The 23,879-nt window shown below is 71.3% G+C and carries 22 protein-coding genes; 20 read left to right on the forward strand and 2 right to left on the reverse strand.

Translation table 11 applies throughout. The annotated features are described in order from the left end of the window. Positions 1–11: 11 nt before the first annotated feature. The 4 genes from GON04_RS16435 to GON04_RS16450 all read left to right on the forward strand — a co-directional run bounded on the left by GON04_RS16435 (position 12) and on the right by GON04_RS16450 (position 4,713). Positions 12–974, forward strand: coding sequence for a tripartite tricarboxylate transporter substrate binding protein (locus tag GON04_RS16435; protein WP_157399135.1), 963 nt, complete (start codon positions 12–14; stop codon positions 972–974). After that, positions 971–1,861 (forward strand): polysaccharide deacetylase family protein, encoded by an 891-nt coding sequence (locus tag GON04_RS16440; protein WP_157399136.1) that lies wholly within the window; start codon positions 971–973, stop codon positions 1,859–1,861. The genes GON04_RS16435 and GON04_RS16440 overlap by 4 nt, the downstream gene beginning before the upstream one ends. Next, positions 1,858–3,432, forward strand: coding sequence for a gamma-glutamyltransferase (locus GON04_RS16445; RefSeq protein ID WP_338050988.1), 1,575 nt, complete (start codon positions 1,858–1,860; stop codon positions 3,430–3,432). Before GON04_RS16440 ends, GON04_RS16445 begins: the two co-directional genes overlap by 4 nt. Before the next feature lie 321 nt (positions 3,433–3,753). After that, the gene (locus tag GON04_RS16450) at positions 3,754–4,713 is read left to right on the forward strand and encodes a tripartite tricarboxylate transporter substrate binding protein (RefSeq protein ID WP_157399137.1); all 960 of its coding nucleotides are present in this window, start codon (positions 3,754–3,756) and stop codon (positions 4,711–4,713) included. A gap of 3 nt (positions 4,714–4,716) precedes the next feature. Here the strand turns inward: GON04_RS16450 and GON04_RS16455 are convergent, their stop codons facing one another. Further along, positions 4,717–5,631, reverse strand: a complete 915-nt coding sequence (locus GON04_RS16455) for a LysR family transcriptional regulator (protein ID WP_157399138.1) — start codon at positions 5,629–5,631, stop codon at positions 4,717–4,719. Between the two features lie 104 nt (positions 5,632–5,735). On the opposite strand from GON04_RS16455, the gene GON04_RS16460 reads away from it, so the two are divergent. The 16 genes from GON04_RS16460 (at position 5,736) to GON04_RS16535 (ending at position 23,365) form a co-directional block, all read left to right on the forward strand. Further along, positions 5,736–6,704 (forward strand): Bug family tripartite tricarboxylate transporter substrate binding protein, encoded by a 969-nt coding sequence (locus GON04_RS16460; RefSeq protein ID WP_157399139.1) that lies wholly within the window; start codon positions 5,736–5,738, stop codon positions 6,702–6,704. A gap of 114 nt (positions 6,705–6,818) precedes the next feature. Further along, positions 6,819–8,189: an MmgE/PrpD family protein gene (locus tag GON04_RS16465; protein ID WP_181653612.1), complete on the forward strand. Its 1,371-nt coding sequence runs from the start codon at positions 6,819–6,821 to the stop codon at positions 8,187–8,189. Between the two features lie 111 nt (positions 8,190–8,300). Then, on the forward strand, positions 8,301–9,374 hold the full coding sequence (locus tag GON04_RS16470) for an isocitrate/isopropylmalate dehydrogenase family protein (RefSeq protein ID WP_157399140.1): 1,074 nt from the start codon (positions 8,301–8,303) through the stop codon (positions 9,372–9,374). A 10-nt stretch (positions 9,375–9,384) separates the two neighbouring features. Continuing rightward, positions 9,385–10,575 (forward strand): CaiB/BaiF CoA transferase family protein, encoded by a 1,191-nt coding sequence (locus GON04_RS16475; protein WP_157399141.1) that lies wholly within the window; start codon positions 9,385–9,387, stop codon positions 10,573–10,575. Then, positions 10,575–11,387 carry an enoyl-CoA hydratase gene (locus GON04_RS16480; protein ID WP_157399142.1) on the forward strand — a complete coding sequence of 271 codons (813 nt, stop codon included), beginning with the start codon at positions 10,575–10,577 and terminating at the stop codon, positions 11,385–11,387. The genes GON04_RS16475 and GON04_RS16480 overlap by 1 nt, the downstream gene beginning before the upstream one ends. 49 nt (positions 11,388–11,436) lie before the next feature. Beyond that, on the forward strand, positions 11,437–12,423 hold the full coding sequence (locus GON04_RS16485; RefSeq protein ID WP_157399143.1) for a zinc-binding dehydrogenase: 987 nt from the start codon (positions 11,437–11,439) through the stop codon (positions 12,421–12,423). A gap of 26 nt (positions 12,424–12,449) precedes the next feature. Then, on the forward strand, positions 12,450–13,418 hold the full coding sequence (locus GON04_RS16490) for a Bug family tripartite tricarboxylate transporter substrate binding protein (RefSeq protein WP_157399144.1): 969 nt from the start codon (positions 12,450–12,452) through the stop codon (positions 13,416–13,418). Between the two features lie 108 nt (positions 13,419–13,526). Then, complete coding sequence (locus tag GON04_RS16495; protein ID WP_157399145.1) at positions 13,527–14,426, forward strand: dienelactone hydrolase family protein; 900 nt, start codon at positions 13,527–13,529, stop codon at positions 14,424–14,426. Then, on the forward strand, positions 14,426–15,280 hold the full coding sequence (locus tag GON04_RS16500; protein WP_157399146.1) for a shikimate dehydrogenase family protein: 855 nt from the start codon (positions 14,426–14,428) through the stop codon (positions 15,278–15,280). The genes GON04_RS16495 and GON04_RS16500 overlap by 1 nt, the downstream gene beginning before the upstream one ends. Before the next feature lie 44 nt (positions 15,281–15,324). Then, positions 15,325–16,470, forward strand: a complete 1,146-nt coding sequence (locus tag GON04_RS16505; protein WP_157399147.1) for an ABC transporter substrate-binding protein — start codon at positions 15,325–15,327, stop codon at positions 16,468–16,470. Between the two features lie 22 nt (positions 16,471–16,492). Then, entirely contained in the window at positions 16,493–17,326 is an 834-nt protein-coding gene (locus GON04_RS16510) for an amidohydrolase family protein (RefSeq protein ID WP_157399148.1), read from the forward strand. A 137-nt stretch (positions 17,327–17,463) separates the two neighbouring features. Continuing rightward, the gene (locus GON04_RS16515) at positions 17,464–17,631 is read left to right on the forward strand and encodes a hypothetical protein (RefSeq protein ID WP_157399149.1); all 168 of its coding nucleotides are present in this window, start codon (positions 17,464–17,466) and stop codon (positions 17,629–17,631) included. A 301-nt stretch (positions 17,632–17,932) separates the two neighbouring features. Then, positions 17,933–20,452 (forward strand): nitrite reductase large subunit NirB, encoded by a 2,520-nt coding sequence (nirB, locus tag GON04_RS16520; protein ID WP_157400723.1) that lies wholly within the window; start codon positions 17,933–17,935, stop codon positions 20,450–20,452. A gap of 7 nt (positions 20,453–20,459) precedes the next feature. Next, positions 20,460–20,795 carry a nitrite reductase small subunit NirD gene (gene nirD, locus GON04_RS16525; protein WP_157399150.1) on the forward strand — a complete coding sequence of 112 codons (336 nt, stop codon included), beginning with the start codon at positions 20,460–20,462 and terminating at the stop codon, positions 20,793–20,795. Between the two features lie 34 nt (positions 20,796–20,829). Further along, positions 20,830–21,642, forward strand: coding sequence for a formate/nitrite transporter family protein (locus GON04_RS16530; protein WP_157399151.1), 813 nt, complete (start codon positions 20,830–20,832; stop codon positions 21,640–21,642). Positions 21,643–21,646: 4 nt separating this feature from the next. Then, a complete protein-coding gene (locus tag GON04_RS16535) occupies positions 21,647–23,365 on the forward strand; it encodes a protein kinase domain-containing protein (protein ID WP_181653614.1) in 1,719 nt (572 codons plus the stop codon). Positions 23,366–23,374: 9 nt separating this feature from the next. Here GON04_RS16535 and GON04_RS16540 read toward each other — a convergent pair whose 3' ends face one another. Beyond that, positions 23,375–23,857, reverse strand: coding sequence for a MarR family winged helix-turn-helix transcriptional regulator (locus GON04_RS16540; RefSeq protein WP_157399152.1), 483 nt, complete (start codon positions 23,855–23,857; stop codon positions 23,375–23,377). Between the last annotated feature and the right edge of the window lie 22 nt (positions 23,858–23,879).

The raw sequence follows: 23,879 nt of genomic DNA on the forward strand, positions 1-23,879 counted from the left end.
GGACGAGCGATATGAACCGACGTTTCTGGATCGCCGCGCTGGCCGCGCTGCTGGCATCCGCGGCAGGCCTGGCGCAGGCGCAGGGCTTCCCGAACAAGCCGATCAAGGTGGTGGTGCCCTCGCCGCCCGGCGGCCCGCCCGACCTGATCCTGCGCGCCATCATCCCGAAGATGACGGCCGCCCTCGGCCAGCCCATCGTGGTGGAGAACCGCGCCGGCGCCGGCGGCCTGATCGGCACGGCCTTCGTCGCGGGGCAGCCGGCCGACGGCTACACCTGGCTGTTCACGACCGCCTCGCACGTGAACATCCCGCCGTTCAACGAGAACGCCAAGTACGACCCGGTGAAGGATTTCACCCACGTGACGCTGGCGGCGCAGAACTTCGGCCAGGCGCTGGTGGTCAACCCCGAGCTGCCGGCGAAGTCCGTGCAGGAGCTGATCGCGCTGGCGAAGAAGAGCCCCGGCAAGCTCACCTACGGCAACGCCGGCGACGGCACCGCCAGCCACATCCCGGCCGAGGTGATGAAGTCCATGGCCGGCCTGGACATCCTGTCGATCCCCTACAAGGGCGTGGCCGAGGCCACCACCGACGTGATGGCCGGCCGCATCGACATGTTCTTCGTCGGCACGCAGATCGCCGTGCAGCACGTGCAGAGCGGCAGGCTGCGCGCCCTGGCCCTGACCGGCAGCAAGCGGTGGAAGGGCATGCCCGACGTGCCGACCATGGACGAGCAGGGCCTCAAGGGCTTCAACAAGGTGAACTGGTTCGGCCTGTGGCTGCCGGCCGGCGCGGCGCCCGACATCGTCAACCGCATCCACGCCGCCGTCGCCACCGCCGTGAACGACCCCGAGGTGAAGCAGCAGTTCGACGGCCTCGGCCTCGAAGGCGTGGCCATGCCGCCGGCGCCGTTCGCCCGCTTCGTCGCCGACGAGGCGCGCGCGGCCCAGGACATCGCCCGGAGCATCAAGAAATGAGCGAGCCACTGCAACCCTGGCAATGGCCGGACGACCACTGGCGCCGCATCGTCGGCCACGTGCGGGCCGGCCGCCCGTACAAGCCCGCCGCCTGGCCGGGCGGCGCCCGCTGCGCCATCGCGCTGTCGTTCGACTCCGATCACGAGACCAACGAGCTGCGCGAGGGCGGCGAATCGATCGGCAAGCTGTCGCAGGGCCAGTACGGCAACCGCCAGGGCATCCCGCGCATCCTGGACATCCTGCGCCGGCACGACGTCCGCGCCAGCTTCTACGTGCCGGCCGTCACTGCCCTGCTCTACCCCGACGAGCAGCGGCAGGTGGCCGCCGAAGGGCACGAGGTGGCGCTGCACGGCTGGATCCACGAGCGCAACTCGGTACTGCCCGAAGCCGCCGAACGCGACCTGATGCTGCGCGCCGCCGACGTCCTGGAGCGCACGGCGGGCGTGCGGCCGGTGGGCATCCGCACGCCGTCCTGGGACTTCAGCCCGTCGACGCTGAAGGTCACGCGCGAGATGGGCCTGCTGTACGACTCCTCGCTGATGGCCGACGTCGACTGCTACGAGCTGCTGCTGGACGGCGAGCCCACCGGCGTGGTGGAGCTGCCGGTGGAGTGGATCCGCGACGACGCGGTGTACTTCAACATGAACCGCTTCGCCGGCCTGCGGCCGTACACGCCGCCCGGCGACGTGTTCGACATCTTCCGGCGCGAGCTGGAGGCGGCGCATGCCGAGGGCGGCATCTTCCAGCTGACGATGCACCCGCACATCAGCGGCTACCGTTCGCGCGCCTGGATCCTCGAGGAGCTGATCCGGCACGCCCGGAGCCTGGGCGACGTGTGGTTCGCCACCCATGCCGACGTGGTGCGGCACGCGAAGGAGCACGGGTGACCCTGGACGACAACCTCTCCAACGCGCAGGTGGTGCGCAAGACCGTCATCGCGACGGAGGCCGGCGTGGTCGCCTCGCAGCACAAGCGTGCGGCGCAGGTCGGTGCCGCGGTGCTGGCCGCCGGCGGCGACGCCGTCGATGCGGCGGTGGCCACCTCGTTCGCCCTCGGCGTGGTCGAGCCCTGGATGAGCGGCGCCATGGCCGGCGGCTGCATGGTGCTGTGGCGCGCCGGCGAGCGCCGGGCGCAGGTGGTCGACTACGGCATGCGCTCGCCGCGCGGGCTCGACCCGGCCGACTACCCGCTCAGCGGCGACGGCCGCAGCTCCGACCTGTTCCCCTGGAAGGCGGTGGTGGGCGACCGCAACGTGCAGGGCGCGACCGCGGTGGCGGTGCCGGGCGTGGTGGCGGGCATGGGCCTGGCGCACGCGCGCTACGGCACCAGACCCTGGCGCGAGCTGGTGATGCCGGCGGTGGAACTGGCCCGGCAGGGGCTGCTGGTCGACTGGTACTCGGGGCTGGTCACGGCGTCGAGCGCCAAGGCCCTGTCGCAGGACTCGGACGCGGCAGCCCTGTTCCTCGACGAGGGCACCTGGCCCATCCTGGGCTCGTGGACCGGCAGCGCCGAGCGCCACCTCGACCAGCGGCAGCTGGCCGCGACGCTGCAGCAGATCGCCGAGGGCGGGCCGCGCGCGCTGTACGAAGGCCCGATCGCGCGGGCGCTGGCGCGCGACATCCAGGCCAAGGGCGGCTGCCTGGCCGAGGAGGACCTGGCCGCCTACCAGGCCGAGTGGGCGGAGCCGCTCACGGTGGACTACCGCGGCGGCCAGGTCCATGCCGCTCCGGGCCTGACCGGCGGTCCCACGTTCGCGCAGGCCCTGCAGGCGCTCGAAAAGGAACTGCAGCCGGGCCGGGGCGCCGACGCACGCGCCTACCAGGCCATGGCGCGCACGCTGGCCGCCGCGTTCCAGACCCGCCTGACGGCCATGGGCGACCACGAGAGCCCGAAGGCGCCGCCCTGCACCACCCACTTCAGCGTGGTCGACCGGCACGGCAACATGGTCGCGGTGACGCAGACCCTGCTGTCCATCTTCGGCTCGCGCGTGGTGTCGCCCTCCACCGGGCTGCTGCTCAACAACGGGATCATGTGGTTCGACCCCGAGCCCGGCAAGCCCAACTCGCTGGCGCCGGCCCGGCGCGTGCTGGCCAACTACTGCCCGGTGGTGGGCGTGGGCGCCGACGGCCGCCAGTTCGCCATCGGCGCCTCCGGCGGCCGCAAGATCCTGGGCGCGGTGATGCAGCTGAGCTCCTTCCTGCTCGACCACGGCATGTCGCTGGAGCAGGCCTTCCACCAGCCGCGCATCGACGTCAGCGGCGGCGGCCAGGTGACGGCCGACCAGGCGCTGGGTCCCGAGATCCTCGCCGCGCTGGCGGAGGTGATGCCGGTGGCGCCGGGTCGCCGGATGGTGTTCCCCTACCTGTTCGCCTGCCCGGCCGGGGTGATGCGGCACGAGGGCCGCAACATGGGCTGCACCGAGATCATGTCGCCGTGGGGGGATGCGGTGGCGGGCTGAGGGCGGCACGCCGCGCACCGAACTTCCGCCGCTCACTGTCGCCATGCGGGGCCGGGCACCCGCGAGTCGTCATGCCGGGCCCGGGCCCGAGAGTCGCCGTGCCGGGCATGACCCAGAGTGTCGTCATGCCGGGCTTGACCCGGCATCCATCTCCGGAACGCGAACGCGCCCAGGCTTCGCACGGGAGATGGATTGCGGGTCGAAGCCCGCAATGACGTGGGGAAGCGCGGCGCCGCCTAGCTGCGGCGTCCCGCCTTCACCGTGCCACCCGCCGGCCGGCCCCGGTATGCTCCGGCGCTTCGACCATCCACAGGACACCCGATGCAGAGAAGGACCGTGACCTTCCTGGTCGCGGCGGCATGCTTCAGCGCAGCCGCTTCGGCCGCCTACCCCGACCGCCCCATCAAGCTCATCGTCCCTTTCCCCGCCGGCCAGGCGACCGACCTGTTCGCCCGGGTCTTCGCGGAGCGGCTGTCGCAGTCGCTCAAGCAGCCGGTCGTCGTCGACAACCGCGCCGGGGCGGGCAGCACGATCGGAACCGAGGCCGTCGCGCGCTCGGCCCCGGACGGCTACACCTTGCTGCTGGGCGCCAGCGCGATGGCAATCAACCAGACGCTCTACAAGAGCATCCGCTATGACGTCCGCAAGGACCTGGCCGCCATCACGCCCGTGTTCTCGGTCCCGCTGGTGCTGCTGGCCACGCCCCAGTCGGGCATCCACACCCTGGGCGACCTGGTCAAGCAGGCGAAGGACAAGCCGGGCAGCCTGAGCTATGCCAGCGCCGGCATCGGCGGCTCGCAGCACCTGGCCTTCGAGATGTTCAAGGCCCAGGCCGGCATCTCCGTGGTGCACGTCGCGTACAAGGGCAGCGGCCCCGCCCAGGCCGACTTCCTCGGCAACCAGCTCCCGCTGATGGCGGACTCCGTGACGGCCGCCCTGCCCAACATCCGGGCCAAAAAGGCCGTTCCCCTCGCCGTCACGTCAGGCAAGCGGATCGCCCAGCTGCCCGAGGTGCCCACGGTCGCCGAGTCCGGCGTCCCGGGCTTCGAGGCCATCGGATGGGCGCTGCTGATGGCGCCGCGCGACTCGCCGGCCGAGATCCTCGACCTGCTGAACAAGGAGGCGCTTGCCGCCCTGGAGACGCCGCAGGTGCGGGCCTGGCTCGAGAGCAACGGCGCCCAGGCCCTGCCGAAGTCCCGGCCGGACGCCACCCGGTTCGTCGCGACCGAAGTCGACAAATGGGGCAAGGCCGTGGCGGCGTCGGGCGCCACCGTCGACTGACGCCTATTTGCGGCGGCCCGCTTTCGCCGTGCCGCGGCCCGACGCCGTCAGCAGCTGCGCGAAGGCCGCGGCCGCCGGCGACAGGCTGCGGCCGCGCCGCTTCACGATCGCCAGCGTGCGGCCGATCGCCGGGTCCTCCAGCCGCACCCCGACGATGGACGCCGGCTGCAGCGGCAGCGTGAGCTGGGGCACCACCGCCAGCCCGAGCCCGCTCTCCACGATGCCGATCAGCGTGGAGACATGGCGCACCTCGATGATGGGCCGCGGCAGCGGCGGCAGTTCGGCCAGGGCCTGGTCGATCAGCAGCCGGTTGCGCGAGGCGTGCGACACCCGCGCGTGCGGGTAACCCGCCAGCTCCGACCACTTCACCGAGCGGCGCCGGGCCAGCGGGTGGTCGGCCGGGCAGGCCAGCACGTAGGGCTCCTTGAGCAGCGGCGTGAACTCAAGGTCGGGGTCCTGCATGCCGATGTAGTTGACGGCGAAGTCGGCCTCGCCGTGCTTGACGCTGGCCAGCACCTCGTCGGCGCCCTCCTCGATGATGCGCACCAGCACGTGCGGGTGGCGCTCGCCGAAAGCCCGGATCACCGGCGGCAGGAAGTGGTGCACGGCGGAGAACACGCAGCCGATGGTGACGTCGCCGGCCTCCAGCTCGGCCGCATCGCGCAGGCTGACGACCGACCGGTCGAGGTCTTCCACCAGCCCGCGCATCTCGCCCAGGAAGCGGCGGCCCAGCGCCGTCAGCGCCACGCTGCGCGTGGTCCGGTCGAACAGCCGCACGCCCAGCAGCTCTTCCAGGTGGGTGATGCGGCGCGACAGCGCGGGCTGCGACAGGTGCAGGGCCTTGGCGGCGGCGGCGAAGCTCTGCAGTTCGCCGACGAGGACGAAGGCGCGCAGGTCGGCCAGGGAGGGCTTGAGCATGGGGTCGCATTCTTGCAGGCTTTGCAACAAAGCCTCAGAACATTGCAATTTACAACGGTTGCGGCGGCGTGGAAGATCGCGCCCAGAACTCAGGAGACACCCCGATGAAGCGACGCCACCTGCTCCAGGCAGCCTCGGCTGCGATCGCCCTGCCGCGCCTCGCGCTGGCCCAGAGCTATCCCACCAAACCCATTCGCTACATCTGCCCGGTCGCAGCCGGCGGCGGCAACGACATGATCTCGCGCGTCGTGACCGAACGCTGGGGCCGCCTGCTCGGCCAGACCTTCGTGGTCGACAACCAGAGCGGCGGCGGCGGCGTGGTCGCCTGCCAGATCACGGCGCGCGCGCCGGCCGACGGCTACACCCTGATGCAGGGCTACGTCGCCACCCACGGCACCACGCCGGCCACGCGCAAGGTGAGCTACGACGCGATCAAGGACTTCACGCCCATCGGCATGATCGGCGCCACGCCCAACGTGCTGGCCATCAACGACGCGGTGCCGGCCAAAACCGTCAAGGAATTCATCGACTACGTGAAGAAGAACCCGGGCAAGGTGAGCTACGGCTCGGCCGGCGCGGGATCGCTGACGCACCTGACGATGGAGCTGTTCAAGCAGGAGACCGGCGCCTTCATGCTGCACATCCCCTACCGCGGCATCGCACCGGCCATCAACGACGTGCTGGGCGGACAGACCCAGGCCATGTTCCCGGGCCTGGCCGCCGCCCTGCCGCACCTGCGCTCGGGCCGCATGCGCGCCCTGGCCGTCACCGGCAAGCAGCGCAGCCCCCAGCTCAAGGACGTGCCCACCATGGAGGAGATCGGCTTCAAGGGCTTCGACGCCATGCAGTGGTACGGCTCGGTCGGACCGGCGAACCTGCCGGCCGACATCGTCAAGCGCCTGAACGAGACCCAGGTGGCCGTGCTGAAGGCGCCCGACCTGGCCGAGAAGCTGGCCGGCGAGGCCGTCGAGCCCTGGCCCATGACGCCCGAGCAGTTCGGCGAGTACATCCGCGCCGACATCGCGCGCTGGACCAGGCTGGCCAAGGCCCGCAACATCCGGCTCGACGAATAGCACCCGGCCGCAGGCCCGCCTTTTCCCGCGCCTGGAGCGAAAGCAGACGCGGAAATCCCGGGGCTTGCGGCGTCGACACTCCCCTTTTCTTTTCCCCCCATCCAGGACAACCCAGTGGCTCGCAATACCCACGTCGCCGCCGACACCGCGGCGCCCCCCATCACCTCCACCCTCGCGACCTTCGTCGCCGGCCATCCGGCCCGCGGGTGGAGCGACGCCGTCGAGCGCGAAGCCCACCGCACCTTCTACAACTGGCTGGGCTGCGCCATCGGCGCCGCCCACCACGAGGCGGCCGTTGCCGCGCTCGGCGCCGTGCAGGTGCTGGAGCCGGCCGCGCAGGCCACCGTGCTGGGCCGCCAGGAGAAGGTCGACATCGCCAGCGCCGCGCTGGTCAACGGCATCACCTCGCACACCTTCGACTTCGACGACACCCATCTCAAGACCATCATCCACCCCGCCGGCCCGGTGGCCTCGGCGGCGCTGGCGCTGGCCGAGCTGCGCGGCTCCAGCGGCCGCGACGTGATCGACGCGCTGGTGCTGGGCATCGACGTGGCCTGCCGCATCGGCAACGTCATGTACCCCGACCACTACGACCGCGGCTGGCACATCACCGGCTCCACCGGCATGCTGGGCGCGGCCGCCGCCTGCGCCCGCCTGCTGCACCTCGATGTGCAGCAGACCCAGATGGCGCTGGGCATCGCGGCGTCGCAGCCGGTCGGCCTGCGCGAGCAGTTCGGCACCATGACCAAGCCGTTCCACCCGGGCGGCGCCGCGCGTGCCGGCCTGATGTCGGCGCTGCTGGCCAGCAAGGGCTTCACGTCCAGCCCGCGCGCGCTGGAGGCGCCGCGCGGCTTCGTGCAGGTGGCATCGGACAAGCGGGCCTGGAACGAGGCCACCGACGAACTCGGCCAGCGCTTCGAGATCTCGTTCAACACCTACAAGCCGTTCGCCTGCGGCATCGTCATCCATCCCAGCATCGACGCCTGCGTGCAGCTGCGCGAGCGGGGCGTCCAGGCCGACCAGGTCGAGCGCATCGAGCTGCGCGTGCACTCGCTGGTGCTGGAACTCACTGGCAAGAAGGAGCCCAAGGACGGACTGCAGGGCAAGTTCAGCGTCTACCACGGCTGCGCCGTCGGCCTGATCTACGGCCGTGCCGGCGAGGAGGAGTTCTCCGATGCGGTGGTGAACGACCCGGCGGTCGTGGCGCTGCGCAACAAGGTGCAGGCGACGGTGGACGACTCCATCGCGGAAGAGGCCGTGCAGGTGACCGCGGTGCTCAAGGACGGCCGCCGCATCGACGTGCGGGTCGACAACGCCATCGGCTCGATGCACAACCCGCTGTCCGACGCCCAGCTGGAAGCCAAGTTCGCCGCCCTGGTGGTCCCGGTGCTGGGCGAGGCCCGCTGCCGCGACATCACCGGCCAGTGGAAGAACCTGGCCGCCCTCTCCGACATCCGCAGCTTCGTGGCCCTGTGCCGGCCCTGAAGCCTCCCGTGCGCCACCGGTCCACCACCCCCGCGAAGGCGTCCCGCCGTCGCGGGCCCCAGGACTGAGCGCGCGGAAACGTCGACCGACCCAAGAGAACCTCCCGACCCCATGACTGCCCCCCTCCGCATCGGCATCCTCGACGGCGACGACATCGGCCTCGAGATCGTGCCGGCCTCCGTGGCCATCGCCCGCGCCGCCGCCGAACTGCACGGCGTGGCCATCGACTGGCACCCCCTGCCCGTCGGTGCCCGCGCCCTCGAATCCCACGGCCACACGCTGCCGCCCGAGACGATGGCGGCGCTCAAGACCCTGGACGGCTGGATCCTGGGCCCGATCGGCCACCGCGCCTATCCCAAGGGCCCGAACGCGATCAACCCGCACCCCATCCTGCGCAAGTCGTTCAACCTGTTCGCCAACGTGCGGCCGACCCGCTCGTACCCGGACATCGGCTGCCTGCACGACGGTGTCGACCTGGTGATCGTGCGCGAGAACAACGAGGGCTTCCAGCCCGACCGCAACATGCTGGTGGGCAACGCGGAGTTCCGCCCCAACGACGAGGTGACGCTGTCGATGCGCGTCATCACGCGCACCGGCAGCCGCAGCGTCGCGCGCGCGGCCTTCGAGCTGGCGCGCCAGCGCCGCAAGCACCTGACCTACGTGCACAAGGACACCGTGTTCAAGCTCGGCTGCGGCATGTTCGTCGAGGAATGCAAACGGCTCGCGCCCGAGTACCCGGACGTGCTGGTCGACGACGTGATCGTCGACACCATGGCGATGCGGCTGGTGCGCGACCCGCAGAGCTTCGACGTCATCGTCACCACCAACATGTTCGGCGACATCCTGTCCGACGAGGCCGCCGGCCTGGTGGGCGGACTGGGCATGGCGCCGGGCCTGTGCATCGGCGACGGCAACATCGCCATGGCGCAGGCCACCCACGGCTCGGCACCCGACATCGCGGGCAAGGGCATCGCCAACCCGTACGCGATGGTCGAATCGACCCGCATGCTGTTCGACTGGCTGGGTCACAGCCGCGACAACCCCGGCGCGGTGCGCCTGGCGGCGTCCATGTCGCGCGCCATCACGGCGGCCCTGGCCGACCCGCAGGCGCGCACCGGCGACATCCGCGGCAAGGGCAACACCGCGACGTTCACGCAGGCGGTGCTGCGCAACCTGACCAAGTAGGAGCTTCCCCATGCCCCACCTGCCTGCTTCCGCCGCCCTCGCGCGCTTCCGCGTCATCGACCTCACCCAGGTGCGCGCCGGCCCCACGGCCTGCCGCCAGCTGGCCGACTGGGGCGCCGACGTCATCCAGGTGCAGATGCCCGAGCACATGCGCGGCGACGACACCCTGGGCGGACAGGACGGCTCCGACTACCAGTACACGCACCGCAACAAGCGCTCGATCACGCTCGACCTCAAGCAGGCCGAGGGCATCGCCACGCTCAAGCGGCTGATCGCCGGCGCCGACGTGGTGGTGGAGAACTTCCGCCCCGACGTGAAGCACCGGCTGGGCATCGACTACGCCTCGCTGGCTGCCGACAACCCCGGCCTGGTCTACGCCAGCATCTCCGGCTTCGGCCAGACCGGTCCGCTGGCCCAGCGCCCCGGCTTCGACCAGATCGCCCAGGGCATGGGCGGGCTGATGTCGGTCACCGGCATCCCCGGCGACGGCCCGGTGCGGGTGGGCATCCCCATCGCCGACCTGTGCGCCGGCATCTTCTGCGCCCAGGGCATCCTGGTGGCGCTGCTGGAGCGGCAGTCATCCGGCAAGGGCCAGTTCCTGCACACCTCGCTGCTGGAGTCCATGGTCTACATGATGGACTTCCAGACCTCGCGCTACCTGATCGAGGGCGAAGTGGCCACGCAGGCCGGCAACTTCCACCCGACCAGCATCCCGACCGGCGTCTACAAGGCCCGCGACGGCTACATGAACATCGCGGTGTTCGGCTCCAAGATCTGGGAGCGCTTCTGCGCCATCCTGGGCGCGCCCGAGTGGGTGGCCGACCCGCGCTACCACGACAAGGCCGCACGCTCGGTCAACCGCGACGCGCTCAACGCCGAGATCAACAGGCGGCTGGCCGCCCAGGACCGCGAGTACTGGGTCAAGCAGTTCAACGAGGGCGGCGTCGCCTGCGGCCTGATCAACGACATGCGCGGCGTGTTCCAGGAGCCGCAGATCCAGCACCTGGGCATGGTCAAGGAGGTGGTCTCCAAGTGGCACGGCCCGCAGAAGCTGGTGGGCCAGCCGATGCAGCTGGAGCGCACGCCCAGCACCATCGCCCGCGCGGCGCCCAAGCGCGGCGAGCACTCCGAGGAGATCCTGCTCGAACTCGGGCTCACCCGCGAGGACCTCACGCGCATGAAATCGAACGGAGTCTTCTGATGGCCACCGAACCCACCTACACCTCCAGCACCGAGCGCGTGCAGACCTGGCTGGACGGCCGCACGCTGCACATCCGCTTCAACAACCCGGCACGCCACAACGCGCTGTCGGTCGACATGTGGGAGGCGGTGCCGCCGCTGCTGGACATCGCCAGGAACGACGACCGCGTGCGCCTGGTCGCTTTCTCGGGCGCCGGCGAGAAGGCCTTCGTGTCGGGCGCCGACATCTCGCAGTTCGAGGACATGCGGGCCGCCCGCGAGGCCGTGGCGTACTACGAGAAGATGGCCGAGGCCACGCTGATGGGGATCTACGACTTCCCCAAGCCGACCATCGCGGCCATCCGCGGCTACTGCATCGGCGGCGGCGTCAACGTGGCCATCAGCTGCGACATCCGCATCGCCGCCACCGACTCAGTGTTCTCCATCCCGGCCGCCCGGCTGGGCCTGGGCTACCGCTACTCGGCGATGAAGAACCTGGTCGACCTGATCGGCCCCGGCGCCGCCCAGGACCTGTTCTTCACCGCGCGCCGCATCGATGCCGCCGAGGCCAAGGCGCTCGGCCTGGTCTCGCGCACCGCCGCCCCCGAGGCACTGGACGCCCTGCTGGCCGAGTACTCGGCGGCGCTGGCCGAGAACGCGCCGCTGACCGTCATGGCCGGCAAGGCGATCACGCGCCAGATCCTCAAGCCCTCGCCCGAGCTGGACATGGCGCTGTGCGCGTCGCTCATCCGCGGCTGCTTCGAAAGCGCCGACTACGCCGAGGGCCGCACCGCCTTCATGCAGAAGCGCAAGCCGGTCTTCACGGGCCGCTAAGTCCCCTTTTCTTTCCCTGACAGGCCGCCAAGCCGGCCAAGGAGCCACGATGCAATCCTGGTGGATGCAGATGACCGACACCGACACGGTCCTGGAGTTGCGCGACAGCCCGACGCCCACGCCCGGCCCCGGCCAGCTGCTGGTGCGCGTCGCCGCGGCGGGACTGAACCGCGGCGAGTTCCTGCTCGGCCACGGGCTGCACGGCAAGCCCGGCAGCTGGAAGGCGATCGGCGGCGAGGGCGCGGGCGAGGTGGTGGCCGTGGGCGCGCAGGTGCAGGGCTTGCGGCCCGGCGACCGCGTCATGGGCCGCTGCGCCGGTGCCTTCTCCGAGTTCGCGCTGATGGAGGCCGCCGAGGCCATCCCGATGCCGGCCTCGCTGTCCTGGGAGCAGGCTGCGGGCATCCCGCTCACCTTCCTGGTCACCTACGACATGCTGGTGCTACAGGGCAGGCTCCAGGCCGGCGAGTGGCTGCTGGTCAACGGCGTCTCCTCCGGCGTGGGCGTCGCCTCGCTGCAGCTGGGCAAGGCGCTGGGCGCGCGCGTCATCGGCACCTCCGGCTCCAGCGCCAAGCTGGACGCGCTCAAGCCGCTGGGCCTGGACGTCGCGCTGTGCACCCGCGGGCCCGACTTCGCGCCGGCCGTGATGGAGGCCACCGGCCAGAAGGGCGCCAACCTGGTGGTCAACACCGTGGGCGGCACGGTGTTCCCCGAGAACATCCGCTGCATGGCCTTCGAGGGCCGCCACGCCACCGTCGGCTACGTCGACGGCGTCGTGAAGGCCGAGATCGACCTGGAGGCGGTGCATGCGAAGCGGCTGACGCTGTTCGGCGTCTCCAACAAGCTGCGCACCAAGCAGCAGCGGGCCGCGGCGGTGCCGCGCTTCGTGGCCGAGGTCATGCCGCACTTCGCCTCGGGCCGCATCCAGCCGCAGGTCGACCGGGTGGTCGACTTCGCCCAGCTCGAGCAGGCCAAGGCGCGCATGGAACTGGGCGCGCACGTCGGCAAGATCATTTTGCGCGGCCCGTCGGCCGCCTGACCCGCACAACAACGAGGAGACAAGCGATGAACAGCAAGCACCTGGTCACCGCCTTCGCGCTGGCCGTCCTGGCCGGCACGGCGGGCGCGCAGGCACCCTATCCCTCCAAGCCGATCCGGCTGGTGATCGGCTTCGCCCCCGGCGGCGCCGCCGACATCGTGGCGCGCTCCATGAGCGATGCCTTCGGCAAGGCCCTGGGCCAGCCGGTGGTGGTGGACAACAAGCCGGGCAACGGCTCCAGCATCGCCGCCGACATCACGGCCAAGGCGGCGCCGGACGGCTACACCCTGCTGATCGCCAGCCCGAGCAGCATCTCGGTCAACCCGGCGCTCAACCCCAGGCTGACGTACAAGCCGGAAGAGCTGCTGCCGGTGACCAAGATGACCACCTCGCCGCTGGTGCTGGCCGTCAACCCGGGCACGGGCATCCGCACGGTGCCCGAACTGATCGCGGCGGCGAAGAAGGATCCGGGCAAGCTGAACTACTCGACCTCCGGCAACGGCTCCGCGCCCCACCTGGGCGCAGCCTTGTTCAGCCTCATCACCAAGACCGAGATGACGCACGTGCCGTACAAGGGCGGCGCGCTGGCCATCCAGTCGGTGATGGCCGGCGACACGCAGGTGACCTTCGGCACCTCGCCGTCCGTGCTGCCGCAGGCCAGCGGCGGACGGCTGCGCCCGATCGCCGTCAGCACGCGCGAGCGCTCGCCGCTGGTGCCCGACCTGCCCGGCATGAAGGAAGCCGGCCTGCCCGAATACAACCTGGAGTTCTGGTACGGGATGTTCGTGCCCGCCGGCACACCGCCCGCGATCGTGAAGAAGATCTTCGACGCCACCACCACCGCCATGCAGCAGCCGTCGGTGAAGGCGGCCCTGGCACGCGACGGCACCGAGGTGTCGCTGTCCAGGTCGCCCGAGCAGTTCGCCAGTTTCCTGGTCGACGACGGCAAGTTCTGGGTCGATCTCGTCAAGAACGCCAAGGTCAAGGTCGACTGAGTCCCGGCGGGTCCGGGCCGGCCGGCGGAGCGCCCGGACTGCGCGTTTGCCCTGCATCGGCGATGGGGGCGCTTCGGTAAGCTCCGCCTTCACTTTCCGGAGACCCGCATGCCGCCTCGCCTGACAGCCCAGGATTTCGACCAGGACCTGCTGATCCTCTTCGACGCGTACGTGCACGGCGCCGTCGACCGGCGCGGCTTCCTCGACCAGGCCCAGCGCTTCGCCAAGGCGGGCGTCACCGCCGCCGGCCTGCTGGCCGCCCTCAGCCCCAACTTCGCCGCCGGCCAGCAGGTCAAGCCGGAGGACGCGCGCCTGAAGACCGAATGGGTCACGCTGCCCTCGCCCCAGGGCAACGGCACCGTGCGCGGCTACCTGGCCCGCCCGGCGGGCTCCGGCGCGGCCAAACTGCCCACGGTCCTGGTCATCCACGAGAACCGCGGCCTGAATCCCCACATCGAGGACATCACGCGCCGGCTGGCGCTGGACGGCTTCATGGCCTTCGCCCCGGACGCGCTCACGCCCCTGGGCGGCTATCCGGGCGACGAGGACAAGGCGCGCGAAGCCTTCGCCAAGCTCGACCAGGCCAAGACCCGGCAGGACTTCCTGGCCGCCGTCGGCTGGCTGAAGGCCCGCCCGGACACCAACGGCCGCCTGGGCGCGGTGGGCTTCTGCTACGGCGGCGGCGTGGTGCACTGGCTGGCCACGCAGCTGCCGGACCTCGCCGCGGGCGTGCCCTTCTACGGCAACACGCCGGCGCCGGAGGAAGCCGCCAAGGTGAAGGCGCCGCTGCTGGTGCAGCTGGCGGGCGTGGACGAGCGCATCAACGCCGCCTGGCCCGCCTACGAGGCGGCGCTCAAGTCGGCGGGCGTGAAGTACCAGATGGTCCAGTACGCGGGCACCCAGCACGGCTTCAACAACGACACCACGCCGCGCTACGACGCGGCCGCCGCCAAGCTGGCCTGGGACCGCACCATCGCCTTCTTCAAGCTCAACCTGGCGTCGGCGTGATGGCCATCAGCGGCAGCACCCGGGTCTTCTACATCCTGGGCGACCCGGTGGCCCAGGTGAAGGCGCCGACGGTCTACAACCACCTGTTCCAGCAGCACGGCATCGATGCCGTGCTGGTGCCGCTGAAGCTGCCGGCGGGGGCCGTGCGGGGCTTCCTGCAGGACGGCGGCATGGCGGCCGAGAACATCGGCGGCTTCTGGGTCACCATCCCGCACAAGGGCGCGCTGGCCGACCTGCTGCCCGCCAAGGACCCGGTGGCGACGGTCGCCAACGCGGTGAACGCGGTGCGCCGGCGGCCGGACGGCACGCTCGAAGGCGCGCTGTTCGACGGCATCGGCTTCGTCAAGGGCCTCGACCACTTCGGCATCCCGGTCACCGGCCGCCGCGTGCTGGTGGTCGGCGCGGGCGGCGGCGGCCACGCGGTCGCGGCGGCACTGGCGCAGCGCCAGCCGGCGGCGCTGGCCGTGTACAACCGCACCACCGAACGCGCCGCGTCGCTGGTGCGCCGCCTGCAACCCCTGGTGGGCGCGGCGGCCACCGTGGCGGCCAGCAACGACCCGGCCGGCTACGACCTGGTCGTCAACTGCACCTCGCAGGGCCTCCAGCCCGGCGACGCCCTGCCCTTCGACCCGGCCCGCGCCGGCGCCGGCACGGCCGTCCTCGACATCATCATGACCAGGGAACCCACGCCGCTGCTCAAGGCCGCGCGGGCCCGCGGCCTGCGCGCCGAGCCCGGCTTCGAGATGCTGGTGCAGCAGGTGCCGGAATACCTGCGCTTCTTCGGCTTCGACAGCCTGGCCGCCACGCTGCAGGCCGACCTGGCGCCGATCCGCGCGCTGCTGGCGCCGAAGTAGCCAGGCCGGCATTCCGTCGAACGAGAAACCACGAGGAGACACCCATGGCCCCCACCCTGCCCCGCCTGCTGGCCGCCGCCGGCCTCGCCCTGCTGCTCCAGGCCCCCGCCTGGGCCCAGCCGATCAAGATCGCCAACATCGTCGAGCTGTCGGGTGCCGGCGCCACCTCGGGCACCAACTTCAAGGACGGCGTGCTGCTGGCCGTCAAGGAGATCAACGCCGCCGGCGGCATCCTCGGGCGCAAGATCGAGACCAGCACCGCCGACACCCAGAGCAACCCCGGCGTCGCCAAGGGCCTGGCCCAGAAGGCGGTCGACGACGGCGTGGTGGCCGTGTTCGGCCCGGTGTTCTCGGGCTCCATCATGGTGAGCATGGCCGAGACCCGGCGCGCCGAACTGCCCAACTTCACCGGCGGCGAGGCGGCGGCCATCACCAAGCAGGGCAACCCCTACATCTTCCGCACCAGCTTCACGCAGGACACCGCGATGCCCAAGATCGCGCGCTACATCGCCAGCAACCTGAAGGCGAAGAGCGTGGCGCTGATCTACGTGAACAACGACTACGGCAAGGGCGGCCGCGAGTCGCTGATGAAGGCGCTGGAGCCGCTGGGCGTGAAGGTCACGGCCGACATCTCGACCGACCAGAACCAGGTCGACTTCTCGGCGCCGGTGCTCAAGGCCAAGCAGAGCAACGCCGACATCGTGTTCGTCTACACCAACGAGGAAGAGTCGGCGCGCGCCCTGCGCGAGCTGCGCAAGCAGGGCGTCAGCAAGCCCATCGTGGGCGAGACCACGCTGGTGGGCCAGAAGGTGATCGAGCTGGCCGGCGACGCCGCCAACGGCGCCGTCGCCCACGTGGGCCTGACCGTCGACGCCCCGATGCCGGCCATGCGCGCCTTCCGCGCCCGCTTCGAGAAGGAATACCGCTACACGCCGGACCACAACGGCATCAAGGGCTACACCGGTGTCTACGTGCTGAAGGCGGCCATCGAGAAGGCCGGCAAGGTCGACCGCAAAGCCATCGCGCAGGCGATGCACGGCCTGAGCGTGGCGGTGGCAAAGGAGCAGAACGTCATCCTGGACGTCGCCTTCGACAACAACGGCGACCTCGACCGCGACAGCTTCCTGGTCGAGGTGCGCGGCGGCAAGCAGGAGATCAAGGAGATCCTGCCGGCGCTGGGCCGCAAGTGACACTCTCGCGGGCGGCGCAGCCATGAGCGTGTTCGACGAACCCAAGATCGACACGCACTGCCACGTGCTCGACCCGGCGCGTTTCCCGTACGCGCCCGACGTCGCCTACCGCCCGGCCGGCCAGGAAGCCGGCACGCTGGCCCAGTACCTGCAGGTGATGGACGCCTACGGCATCCGCCATGCGCTGCTGGTGGGCCCCAATTCCGGCTACGGCCTGGACAACCGCTGCCTGCTGGACGCCGTGCGCCAGGGCGCCGGCAGGTTCCGCGGCATCGCCGTGGTGCGCAACGACATCGCCCGCCAGGAACTGCTGGCCCTGCGCGAGGCCGGGATCATCGGCGTCGCCTTCAACGCCACCCTGCTCGGGATCGAGCACTACGCCGCCGCCGGCCCGCTGCTGCGGCTGCTGGCCGACCTGGACATGCTGGTGTCGCTGCAGGTCGAGCACGACCAGCTGCCGGCCCTGTGGTCGGTGCTCCAGGCCAGCGGCGTGCGCGTCCTGATCGACCACTGCGGGCGGCCGGCGGCCGGCGCCGGGATCGGGCAGCCCGGCTTCCAGGCCCTGCTGGCGCTGGCCCGCAGCGGCCGGGTGGCGGTGAAGCTGTCCGGCCTGCAGAAGTTCTCGGCCGAACCGCCGCCCTACGCCGACGCCCGCCCCTTCGTGCGGGCGCTGCTCGACGCCTTCACCCCCGACGCCTGCCTGTGGGCGTCCGACTGGCCCTTCCTCAAGGCGCCCCAGCGGCTGGACGTCGGCCCGCTGCTGCGCGACCTGGAGCGGCTGCTGCCCGATGCCGCCGACCGTCGCCGGGTGCTGTGGGACACCCCGCGGCGCTGGCTGGGGTTCGGCGCCGCCTGAGCGCTCGCCCAGGCCTGCTGGGCCAGCCGGCCGCCCCGGTTCCCGTGTCCGGGAAAGCCGTGTCCTACGCCGATTCCCGCCGACTGGCCGCAGAACTGCGCCGCGCAGCGGCCATGCTGCTGTCCAGGAGTCCCTTCATGGCCACCATCCAGTCCCCCGACCCCGATCCCGGCGCCGACGAGCCGCCAGATGCCCCTCCCCCGATGCCGGACGAGGACGGCCCGCACGACGTGCCCGACGCCACCGTGATCGAGAAGACGCTGCCGTCGCGGCCGGTGCACGGCGACGACACGCCCACCGGCTGACCCCGGACCCGTCCGCACCGTCTTGGCGCGCCCGTGCACGGCACGCGCGTCAACGGTGCCCGGTCCCGCCGCCAAGCGCACGCTTCGGTGGCGCGGCCGCGTTCCGCTGCATCCCCAGGCACTGGCACGGTGCTTGCGTACCCCTTCGCACCTGACGGCGCGCCTTCCGGCGTGCCCCTAGCCTCCCGGCGCACAACGACGTGCGTCCCTGGTGCGCACTGCAGCACACCGGAAGTGAATCAGGCCCTCCGCCCGCGCTCGGCCGCGGCGTGTGTTTGGGATCACGAACCGGGTCATGCAATTGAAGATCGTCCTCATCGGCCACGGCATGGTTGGCCACAAGTTCCTCGAAAGCCTGGAGGCCTGCGGCCTGCAGGCCCACGTCACCGTCCTGTGCGAGGAGCCGCGCCCCGCCTATGACCGGGTGCACCTGTCCGAATTCTTCGCCGGCCGCAGCGCCGACGACCTGTCGCTGGTGGCGCCGGGCTTCTTCGACCGCCCCGGCCGCGTGCTGCGCCTGAACGAGCGCGCGGTGGCCATCGACCGCGCCGCCCGCACCGTCACCGGCAGCTCCGGCGAGGTGTTCCCCTACGACAAGCTGGTGCTGGCCACCGGCTCGGCGCCCTTCGTGCCCGCAATGGAGGGCAGCGACCGGCCCGACTGCTTCGTCTACCGCACCATCGAGGACCTGGAGGCCATGCAGGCCGCCGGGCGTCGCTCGCGCAGCGGGGTCGTCATCGGCGGCGGCCTGCTCGGCCTGGAATGCGGCAAGGCCCTGCGCGACATGCAGCTGCAGACCCACGTGGTCGAATTCGCCCCGCGGCTGATGGCCCTGCAGGTCGACGAGGGCGGCGGCCGCATGCTGCGCAGCCACATCGAGGCACTGGGCGTCAGCGTGCACGCGCAGAAGCACACCCTGCGCATCGTCGACGGCCACGAGGCGCGCCACCGGCTCGAGTTCGCCGACGGCAGCCACCTGGAGACCGACATGGTGGTGTTCTCGGCCGGCATCCGGCCGCGCGACGCGCTGGCGCGCGAGGCCGGCCTGGCCCTGGGCCCGCGCGGTGGCATCGCCGTCGACGAGCAGGTGCGCACCAGCGACCCCGACATCCTGGCGATCGGCGAATGCGCGGCCTACGAGGGCATGGTCTACGGCCTGGTGGCGCCCGGCTACGACATGGCCCGGACCGCGGCGGCGCAGCTGGCCGGCAAGGACCAGCGTTTCCGCGGTGCCGACATGAGCACCAAGCTCAAGCTGATGGGCGTCGACGTGGCCAGCATCGGCGAGGTGCACGGCCGCACCGAGGGCGCGCGCGCCTTCCAGTTCAGCGACGAGCGCAAGCAGGTCTACAAGAAGATCGTCGTCTCGGCCTGCGGCAAGAAGCTGGTCGGGGCGGTGATGGTGGGCGACGCCGCCGAGTACGGCACCCTGCTGCAGACCATGCTCAACGGGCTGGACCTGCCGGTCGCCCCCGAGGCGCTGATCCTGCCGGCCAGCGACGGCCAGGCACGGCCGGCCCTAGGCGTGGACGCTCTGCCCGACGCGGCCCAGATCTGCTCCTGCAACGACGTCTCCAAGGGCGCGCTGTGCGCCGCGGTGCGCGACGGCGCCACCACGGTGGCCGCGCTCAAGGCCTGCACCCGGGCCGGCACCGCCTGCGGCGGCTGCGTGCCCCTGGTCACCCAGGTGATGAAGGCCGAGATGAAGAAGAACGGCGTGGCGGTGAACAACCACCTGTGCGAGCACTTCGCCCACTCGCGCCAGGAGCTGTTCCACCTGGTCAAGGTCGAGGGCATCCGGAGCTTCGACGACCTGCTGGCGCGCCACGGCAAGGGCCGGGGCTGCGACATCTGCAAGCCGGTGGCCGCGAGCATCTTCGCCTCCTGCTGGAACGACTTCGTCCTGGCGCGCGACCGGGCCGCCCTGCAGGACTCCAACGACTACTTCCTGGGCAACATCCAGAAGGACGGCACCTACTCGGTGGTGCCGCGCATGCCGGCCGGCGAGGTGACGCCCGACGGGCTGATGGCGGTGGCCATGGTCGCCAAGAAGTACGGGCTGTACACCAAGATCACCGGCGGCCAGCGGGTCGACCTGTTCGGCGCGCGGCTGGAGCAGCTGCCCGCGATCTGGGAGGAGCTGATCGCCGCCGGCTTCGAGTCCGGCCATGCCTATGGCAAGTCGCTGCGCACTGTGAAATCGTGCGTGGGCTCCACCTGGTGCCGCTACGGCGTGGGCGACAGCGTCGGCCTCGCGATCGAGCTGGAGAACCGCTACAAGGGCCTGCGTGCGCCGCACAAGATCAAGTTCGGCGTCTCCGGCTGCACCCGCGAATGCGCCGAGGCGCAAGGCAAGGACGTCGGCGTCATCGCCACCGAGCGCGGCTGGAACCTGTACGTCTGCGGCAACGGCGGCATGAAGCCGCGCCACGCCGAACTGCTGGCGGCCGACCTCAGCAAGGAGCGGCTGGTCGCCCTGATCGACCGCTTCCTGATGTTCTACGTGCGCACCGCCGACCGGCTGCAGCGCACCAGCGTGTGGCGCGAGAACCTGGAAGGCGGCCTCGACTACCTCAAGGCCGTGGTCGTCGACGACAGCCTGGGGCTGGGCGCCGAGCTGGAGGCCGACATGCAGCAGCTGGTGGACAGCTATGCCTGCGAGTGGAAGGCCGCCGTCGAGGACCCCGAGACCCGCAAGCGCTTCCGCCCCTTCGTCAACACCGACCGGCCCGATCCGCTCGTGATGTTCGTGCCGGAACGCCGCCAGATCCGCCCCGCCACCGCCCAGGAGCGGAGCCCCGAGACCGAAACCACCGCCTGAAGACCCCATGAACCGACACGACCTGCACTGGAACCCCGTCTGCCGGCTGGACGACATCGTCCCCGACACCGGCGTCTGCGCCCTGCTGGACGAGCGCCACGTCGCCATCTTCCGGGTCGGCGACGACGAGCTGTACGCCATCGACAACGTCGACCCGAACGCCCGCGCCAGCGTGCTGTCGCGCGGCCTGGTGGGCAACCTGGGCGAGCGCATCGTCGTCGCCTCGCCGCTCTACAAGCACCACTTCGACCTGCGCAGCGGCGAGTGCCTGGAGGTGCCCGAGCACTCGGTGGGCACCTACGCGGTGCGCGTCGAAGACGACACCGTCCTCGTGGCCATCTGACCGCCCTCCCCCCATCCCCTTCAAGAGAACCTCCATGGCCTACCTCGTCCCTTCCGAATTCGTCGCCAAGATGGTCGACGCCGGTGAATCCAAGATCCACATGAGCACGCGCGACACGCTCATCCGCTCCTACATGGCCGGCGCCATCCTGGCGCTGGCGGCCTGGTTCGCGATCACGATCAACGTGCAGACCGGCCAGCCGCTGGCCGGCGCCGTGCTGTTCCCGGTCGGCTTCTGCATCCTGTACCTGCTGGGCTTCGACCTGCTCACCGGGGTGTTCGTGCTGGCGCCGCTGGCCCTGATCGACAAGCGCCCGGGCGTCACGGCCGCCGGCGTGCTGCGCAACTGGGGCCTGGTGTTCACCGGCAACTTCGCCGGCGCCTTCACGGTGGCCGCGATGATGGCCATCGTCACCACCTTCGGCTTCTCCACCGAGCCCAACGCGGTCGGCAAGGCGATCGGGGTGATCGGCGAGTCGCGCACGCTGGGCTACGCGCACTACGGCGCGGCCGGCATGCTGACCCTGTTCGTGCGCGGCATGCTGTGCAACTGGATGGTGTCCACCGGCGTCGTCGGCGCGATGATCTCGACCACCGTGGGTGGCAAGGTGCTGGCCATGTGGATGCCCATCATGCTGTTCTTCTACATGACCTTCGAGCACTCCATCGTCAACATGTTCCTGTTCCCCTCGGGCCTGCTGCTGGGTGGACACTTCACGATCATGGACTACCTGATCTGGAACGAGATCCCCACCGTGCTGGGCAACCTGGTGGGCGGCCTGTCGTTCACCGGCCTGACCCTGTACGCCACCCACGTCAAGACGGCCCGCAAGCGCGCCATCGCCTGACACCGTGCCGCTGCGGATCGCCGTCGGACAGCATTCCAGCGCGGGCCGCAAGCCGGCCAACCAGGACTTCCACGGCATCTGCCTGCCCGAGGGCGCCACCCTGGCCGCCAAGGGCGCCGCCGTCGCGCTGGCCGACGGCATCAGCAGCAGCGACAGCGCCGGCCAGGCCAGCCAGGTGGCGGTCGCGAGCCTGCTGCAGGACTACTACTGCACCCCCGACGCCTGGTCGGTCCGGCAATCGGTCGATCGGGTGCTGGCAGCCGCCAACTCGTGGCTGTACGCGCAGACGCAGCGCGGCGCCGGCCGCTACGACAAGGACCGCGGCTGGGTCTGCACCCTCAGCGCCCTGGTGCTCAAGGGCCGCACCGCCCACCTGTTCCACGTCGGCGACACCCGTGTCTGGCAGCTGCAGGGCCGCGCGCTCGAGCAGCTGACCCACGACCACCGGGTGCACGTGGGCGGCGAGACCTACCTGGGGCGCGCCCTGGGCATCGCCCCGCAGGTGGAGATCGACTACCGGCGGCTGCCGCTGGAGGCGGGCGACGCCTTCGTGCTGGCCACCGACGGCGTCTACGACCACGTGCCGGCCGCCTTCCTGGCCGCCAGCCTGGAGCAGCACGGCGGTGACCTGGACGCGGCCGCGCGCGCCATCGTCGACGAGGCGCTGCGCCACGGCAGCAACGACAACCTCACCGTCCAGCTGCTGCGGGTGGAGGGCGTGGCGGACGGCGACGCGCTGGAGGCCGTGGGCGGCGCGGGCGCGCTGCCGCTGCCGCCACCGCTCGCGCCGCGCCTGCTGCTGGACGGCCTGCGCATCGTGCGCGAGCTGCACGCCAGCAGCCGCAGCCACGCCTGGCTGGCGCTCGACGAGGCCAGCGGCCGGCCGGTCGTCGTCAAGGTGCCGGCCACCGAGCAGCGCGAGGACCCGCGCGCCCTCGAACGGCTGCTGCTGGAGGAGTGGGTGGCGCGCCGCCTGGACAACGCCCATGTCCTGAAGGCCTTCCCGCCTTCCGGCCGGCGCAGCTCGCTCTACACGGTGATGGAGTTCGTCGACGGCCAGACGCTGGCGCAGTGGATGGTCGACCACCCGCGGCCCCCGCTGCAGGAGGTGCGCGCCATCGTCGCCCAGATCGCGCGCGGCCTGCGCGCCCTGCACCGGGCCGAGATGGTCCACCAGGACCTGCGGCCGGAGAACGTGATGCTCGATGCCACCGGCAGCGCAAAGCTGATCGACTTCGGCGCCGTGCGCGTGGCCGGCATCGAGGAGCGCGACACCAGCGAACGGCTGGCCCTGCCGGGGATGGCGCAGTACATGGCGCCCGAGCTGTTCCTGGGCGAGGCGGGCACCCCGGCCTCCGACCTGTTCTCGCTGGCGGTGCTGACCTATCAGCTGCTCACCGGCCGCCTGCCCTATGGCCTGGACCTGCCCCGTTGCCACAGCCTGGCCGAGCAGCGACGCCTGCGCTACCGCTCGCTGCACGCCATGCGCCGCGACGTGCCGGCCTGGGTCGACGACACCCTGCTGCAGGCGCTGCACCCGGAGCCCGGGCGCCGGCACGCCGACGTGGCGGAATTCGTGCACGCGCTCGAGCACCCGGTGGCCGGGCGGCGCGCCACCCTGCCCCTGGCCGAGCGCGACCCGCTGACGTTCTGGCGCACCCTGGCCGTGCTGCTCGGGCTGTGCTGCGTCGGCCTGCTGGGCCTGCTGGCGGCGCGCGGCTGAACCTGCGGCTCAGGCGTCGTCGGCCGCCTCGAGGTTGCGGCGCACCCGCTCCAGGAGGTCGGCCAGCTGCGCCCGCTCGGCGTCGCTGAAGCCCTGCACCGCCACGCCCGACAGGCGCCGCGCCTGCCGCCGCAAGGCCTGGTCGGCCGCCTGCCCCTGCGCGGTCAGCTGCAGGCGCAGCACGCGCCGGTCGGCCTCGTCGGGCCGGGCGTCCAGCAGGCCGCGCTCCTTCAGGCCGCCCACCAGCCGGGCCAGCTGGCCCTTGTCGCGCCCGGACTGTGCGACCAGCTCGCTCTGCGTGGCGCCGGGGTGGCGGGCGACGAAGCCCAGCACCTTGCTTTCCATGTGGGTGACGGCCTGGGGCGAGTCGCGCAGCACCCGGTACTGGCGCGAGCGGTACAGGTGCATGACGCCATGGATGGCTTCCAGCACGTCCTCGCGCGCGCCGGGGGCACGCCGCACTTGGTTGACAACATCAACTGATTTGGACATGATGGATGACATTATCAACCAA

Origin of the sequence: Ramlibacter pinisoli, assembly GCF_009758015.1 — a bacterium.
Lineage (GTDB): Bacteria > Pseudomonadota > Gammaproteobacteria > Burkholderiales > Burkholderiaceae_C > Ramlibacter > Ramlibacter pinisoli.

What these genes read in the sequence shown, in the direction of transcription:
- GON04_RS16435 (WP_157399135.1), top strand. Translation starts at nt 12, where the DNA reads ATGAACCGACGTTTCTGGATCGCCGCGCTGGCCGCGCTGCTGGCATCC.
- GON04_RS16440 (WP_157399136.1), top strand. Translation starts at nt 971, where the DNA reads ATGAGCGAGCCACTGCAACCCTGGCAATGGCCGGACGACCACTGGCGC.
- GON04_RS16450 (WP_157399137.1), top strand. Translation starts at nt 3,754, where the DNA reads ATGCAGAGAAGGACCGTGACCTTCCTGGTCGCGGCGGCATGCTTCAGC.
- GON04_RS16455 (WP_157399138.1), bottom strand. Translation starts at nt 5,631, where the DNA reads ATGCTCAAGCCCTCCCTGGCCGACCTGCGCGCCTTCGTCCTCGTCGGC.
- GON04_RS16460 (WP_157399139.1), top strand. Translation starts at nt 5,736, where the DNA reads ATGAAGCGACGCCACCTGCTCCAGGCAGCCTCGGCTGCGATCGCCCTG.
- GON04_RS16470 (WP_157399140.1), top strand. Translation starts at nt 8,301, where the DNA reads ATGACTGCCCCCCTCCGCATCGGCATCCTCGACGGCGACGACATCGGC.
- GON04_RS16475 (WP_157399141.1), top strand. Translation starts at nt 9,385, where the DNA reads ATGCCCCACCTGCCTGCTTCCGCCGCCCTCGCGCGCTTCCGCGTCATC.
- GON04_RS16480 (WP_157399142.1), top strand. Translation starts at nt 10,575, where the DNA reads ATGGCCACCGAACCCACCTACACCTCCAGCACCGAGCGCGTGCAGACC.
- GON04_RS16485 (WP_157399143.1), top strand. Translation starts at nt 11,437, where the DNA reads ATGCAATCCTGGTGGATGCAGATGACCGACACCGACACGGTCCTGGAG.
- GON04_RS16490 (WP_157399144.1), top strand. Translation starts at nt 12,450, where the DNA reads ATGAACAGCAAGCACCTGGTCACCGCCTTCGCGCTGGCCGTCCTGGCC.
- GON04_RS16495 (WP_157399145.1), top strand. Translation starts at nt 13,527, where the DNA reads ATGCCGCCTCGCCTGACAGCCCAGGATTTCGACCAGGACCTGCTGATC.
- GON04_RS16500 (WP_157399146.1), top strand. Translation starts at nt 14,426, where the DNA reads ATGGCCATCAGCGGCAGCACCCGGGTCTTCTACATCCTGGGCGACCCG.
- GON04_RS16505 (WP_157399147.1), top strand. Translation starts at nt 15,325, where the DNA reads ATGGCCCCCACCCTGCCCCGCCTGCTGGCCGCCGCCGGCCTCGCCCTG.
- GON04_RS16510 (WP_157399148.1), top strand. Translation starts at nt 16,493, where the DNA reads ATGAGCGTGTTCGACGAACCCAAGATCGACACGCACTGCCACGTGCTC.
- GON04_RS16515 (WP_157399149.1), top strand. Translation starts at nt 17,464, where the DNA reads ATGGCCACCATCCAGTCCCCCGACCCCGATCCCGGCGCCGACGAGCCG.
- nirD (WP_157399150.1), top strand. Translation starts at nt 20,460, where the DNA reads ATGAACCGACACGACCTGCACTGGAACCCCGTCTGCCGGCTGGACGAC.
- GON04_RS16530 (WP_157399151.1), top strand. Translation starts at nt 20,830, where the DNA reads ATGGCCTACCTCGTCCCTTCCGAATTCGTCGCCAAGATGGTCGACGCC.
- GON04_RS16540 (WP_157399152.1), bottom strand. Translation starts at nt 23,857, where the DNA reads ATGTCCAAATCAGTTGATGTTGTCAACCAAGTGCGGCGTGCCCCCGGC.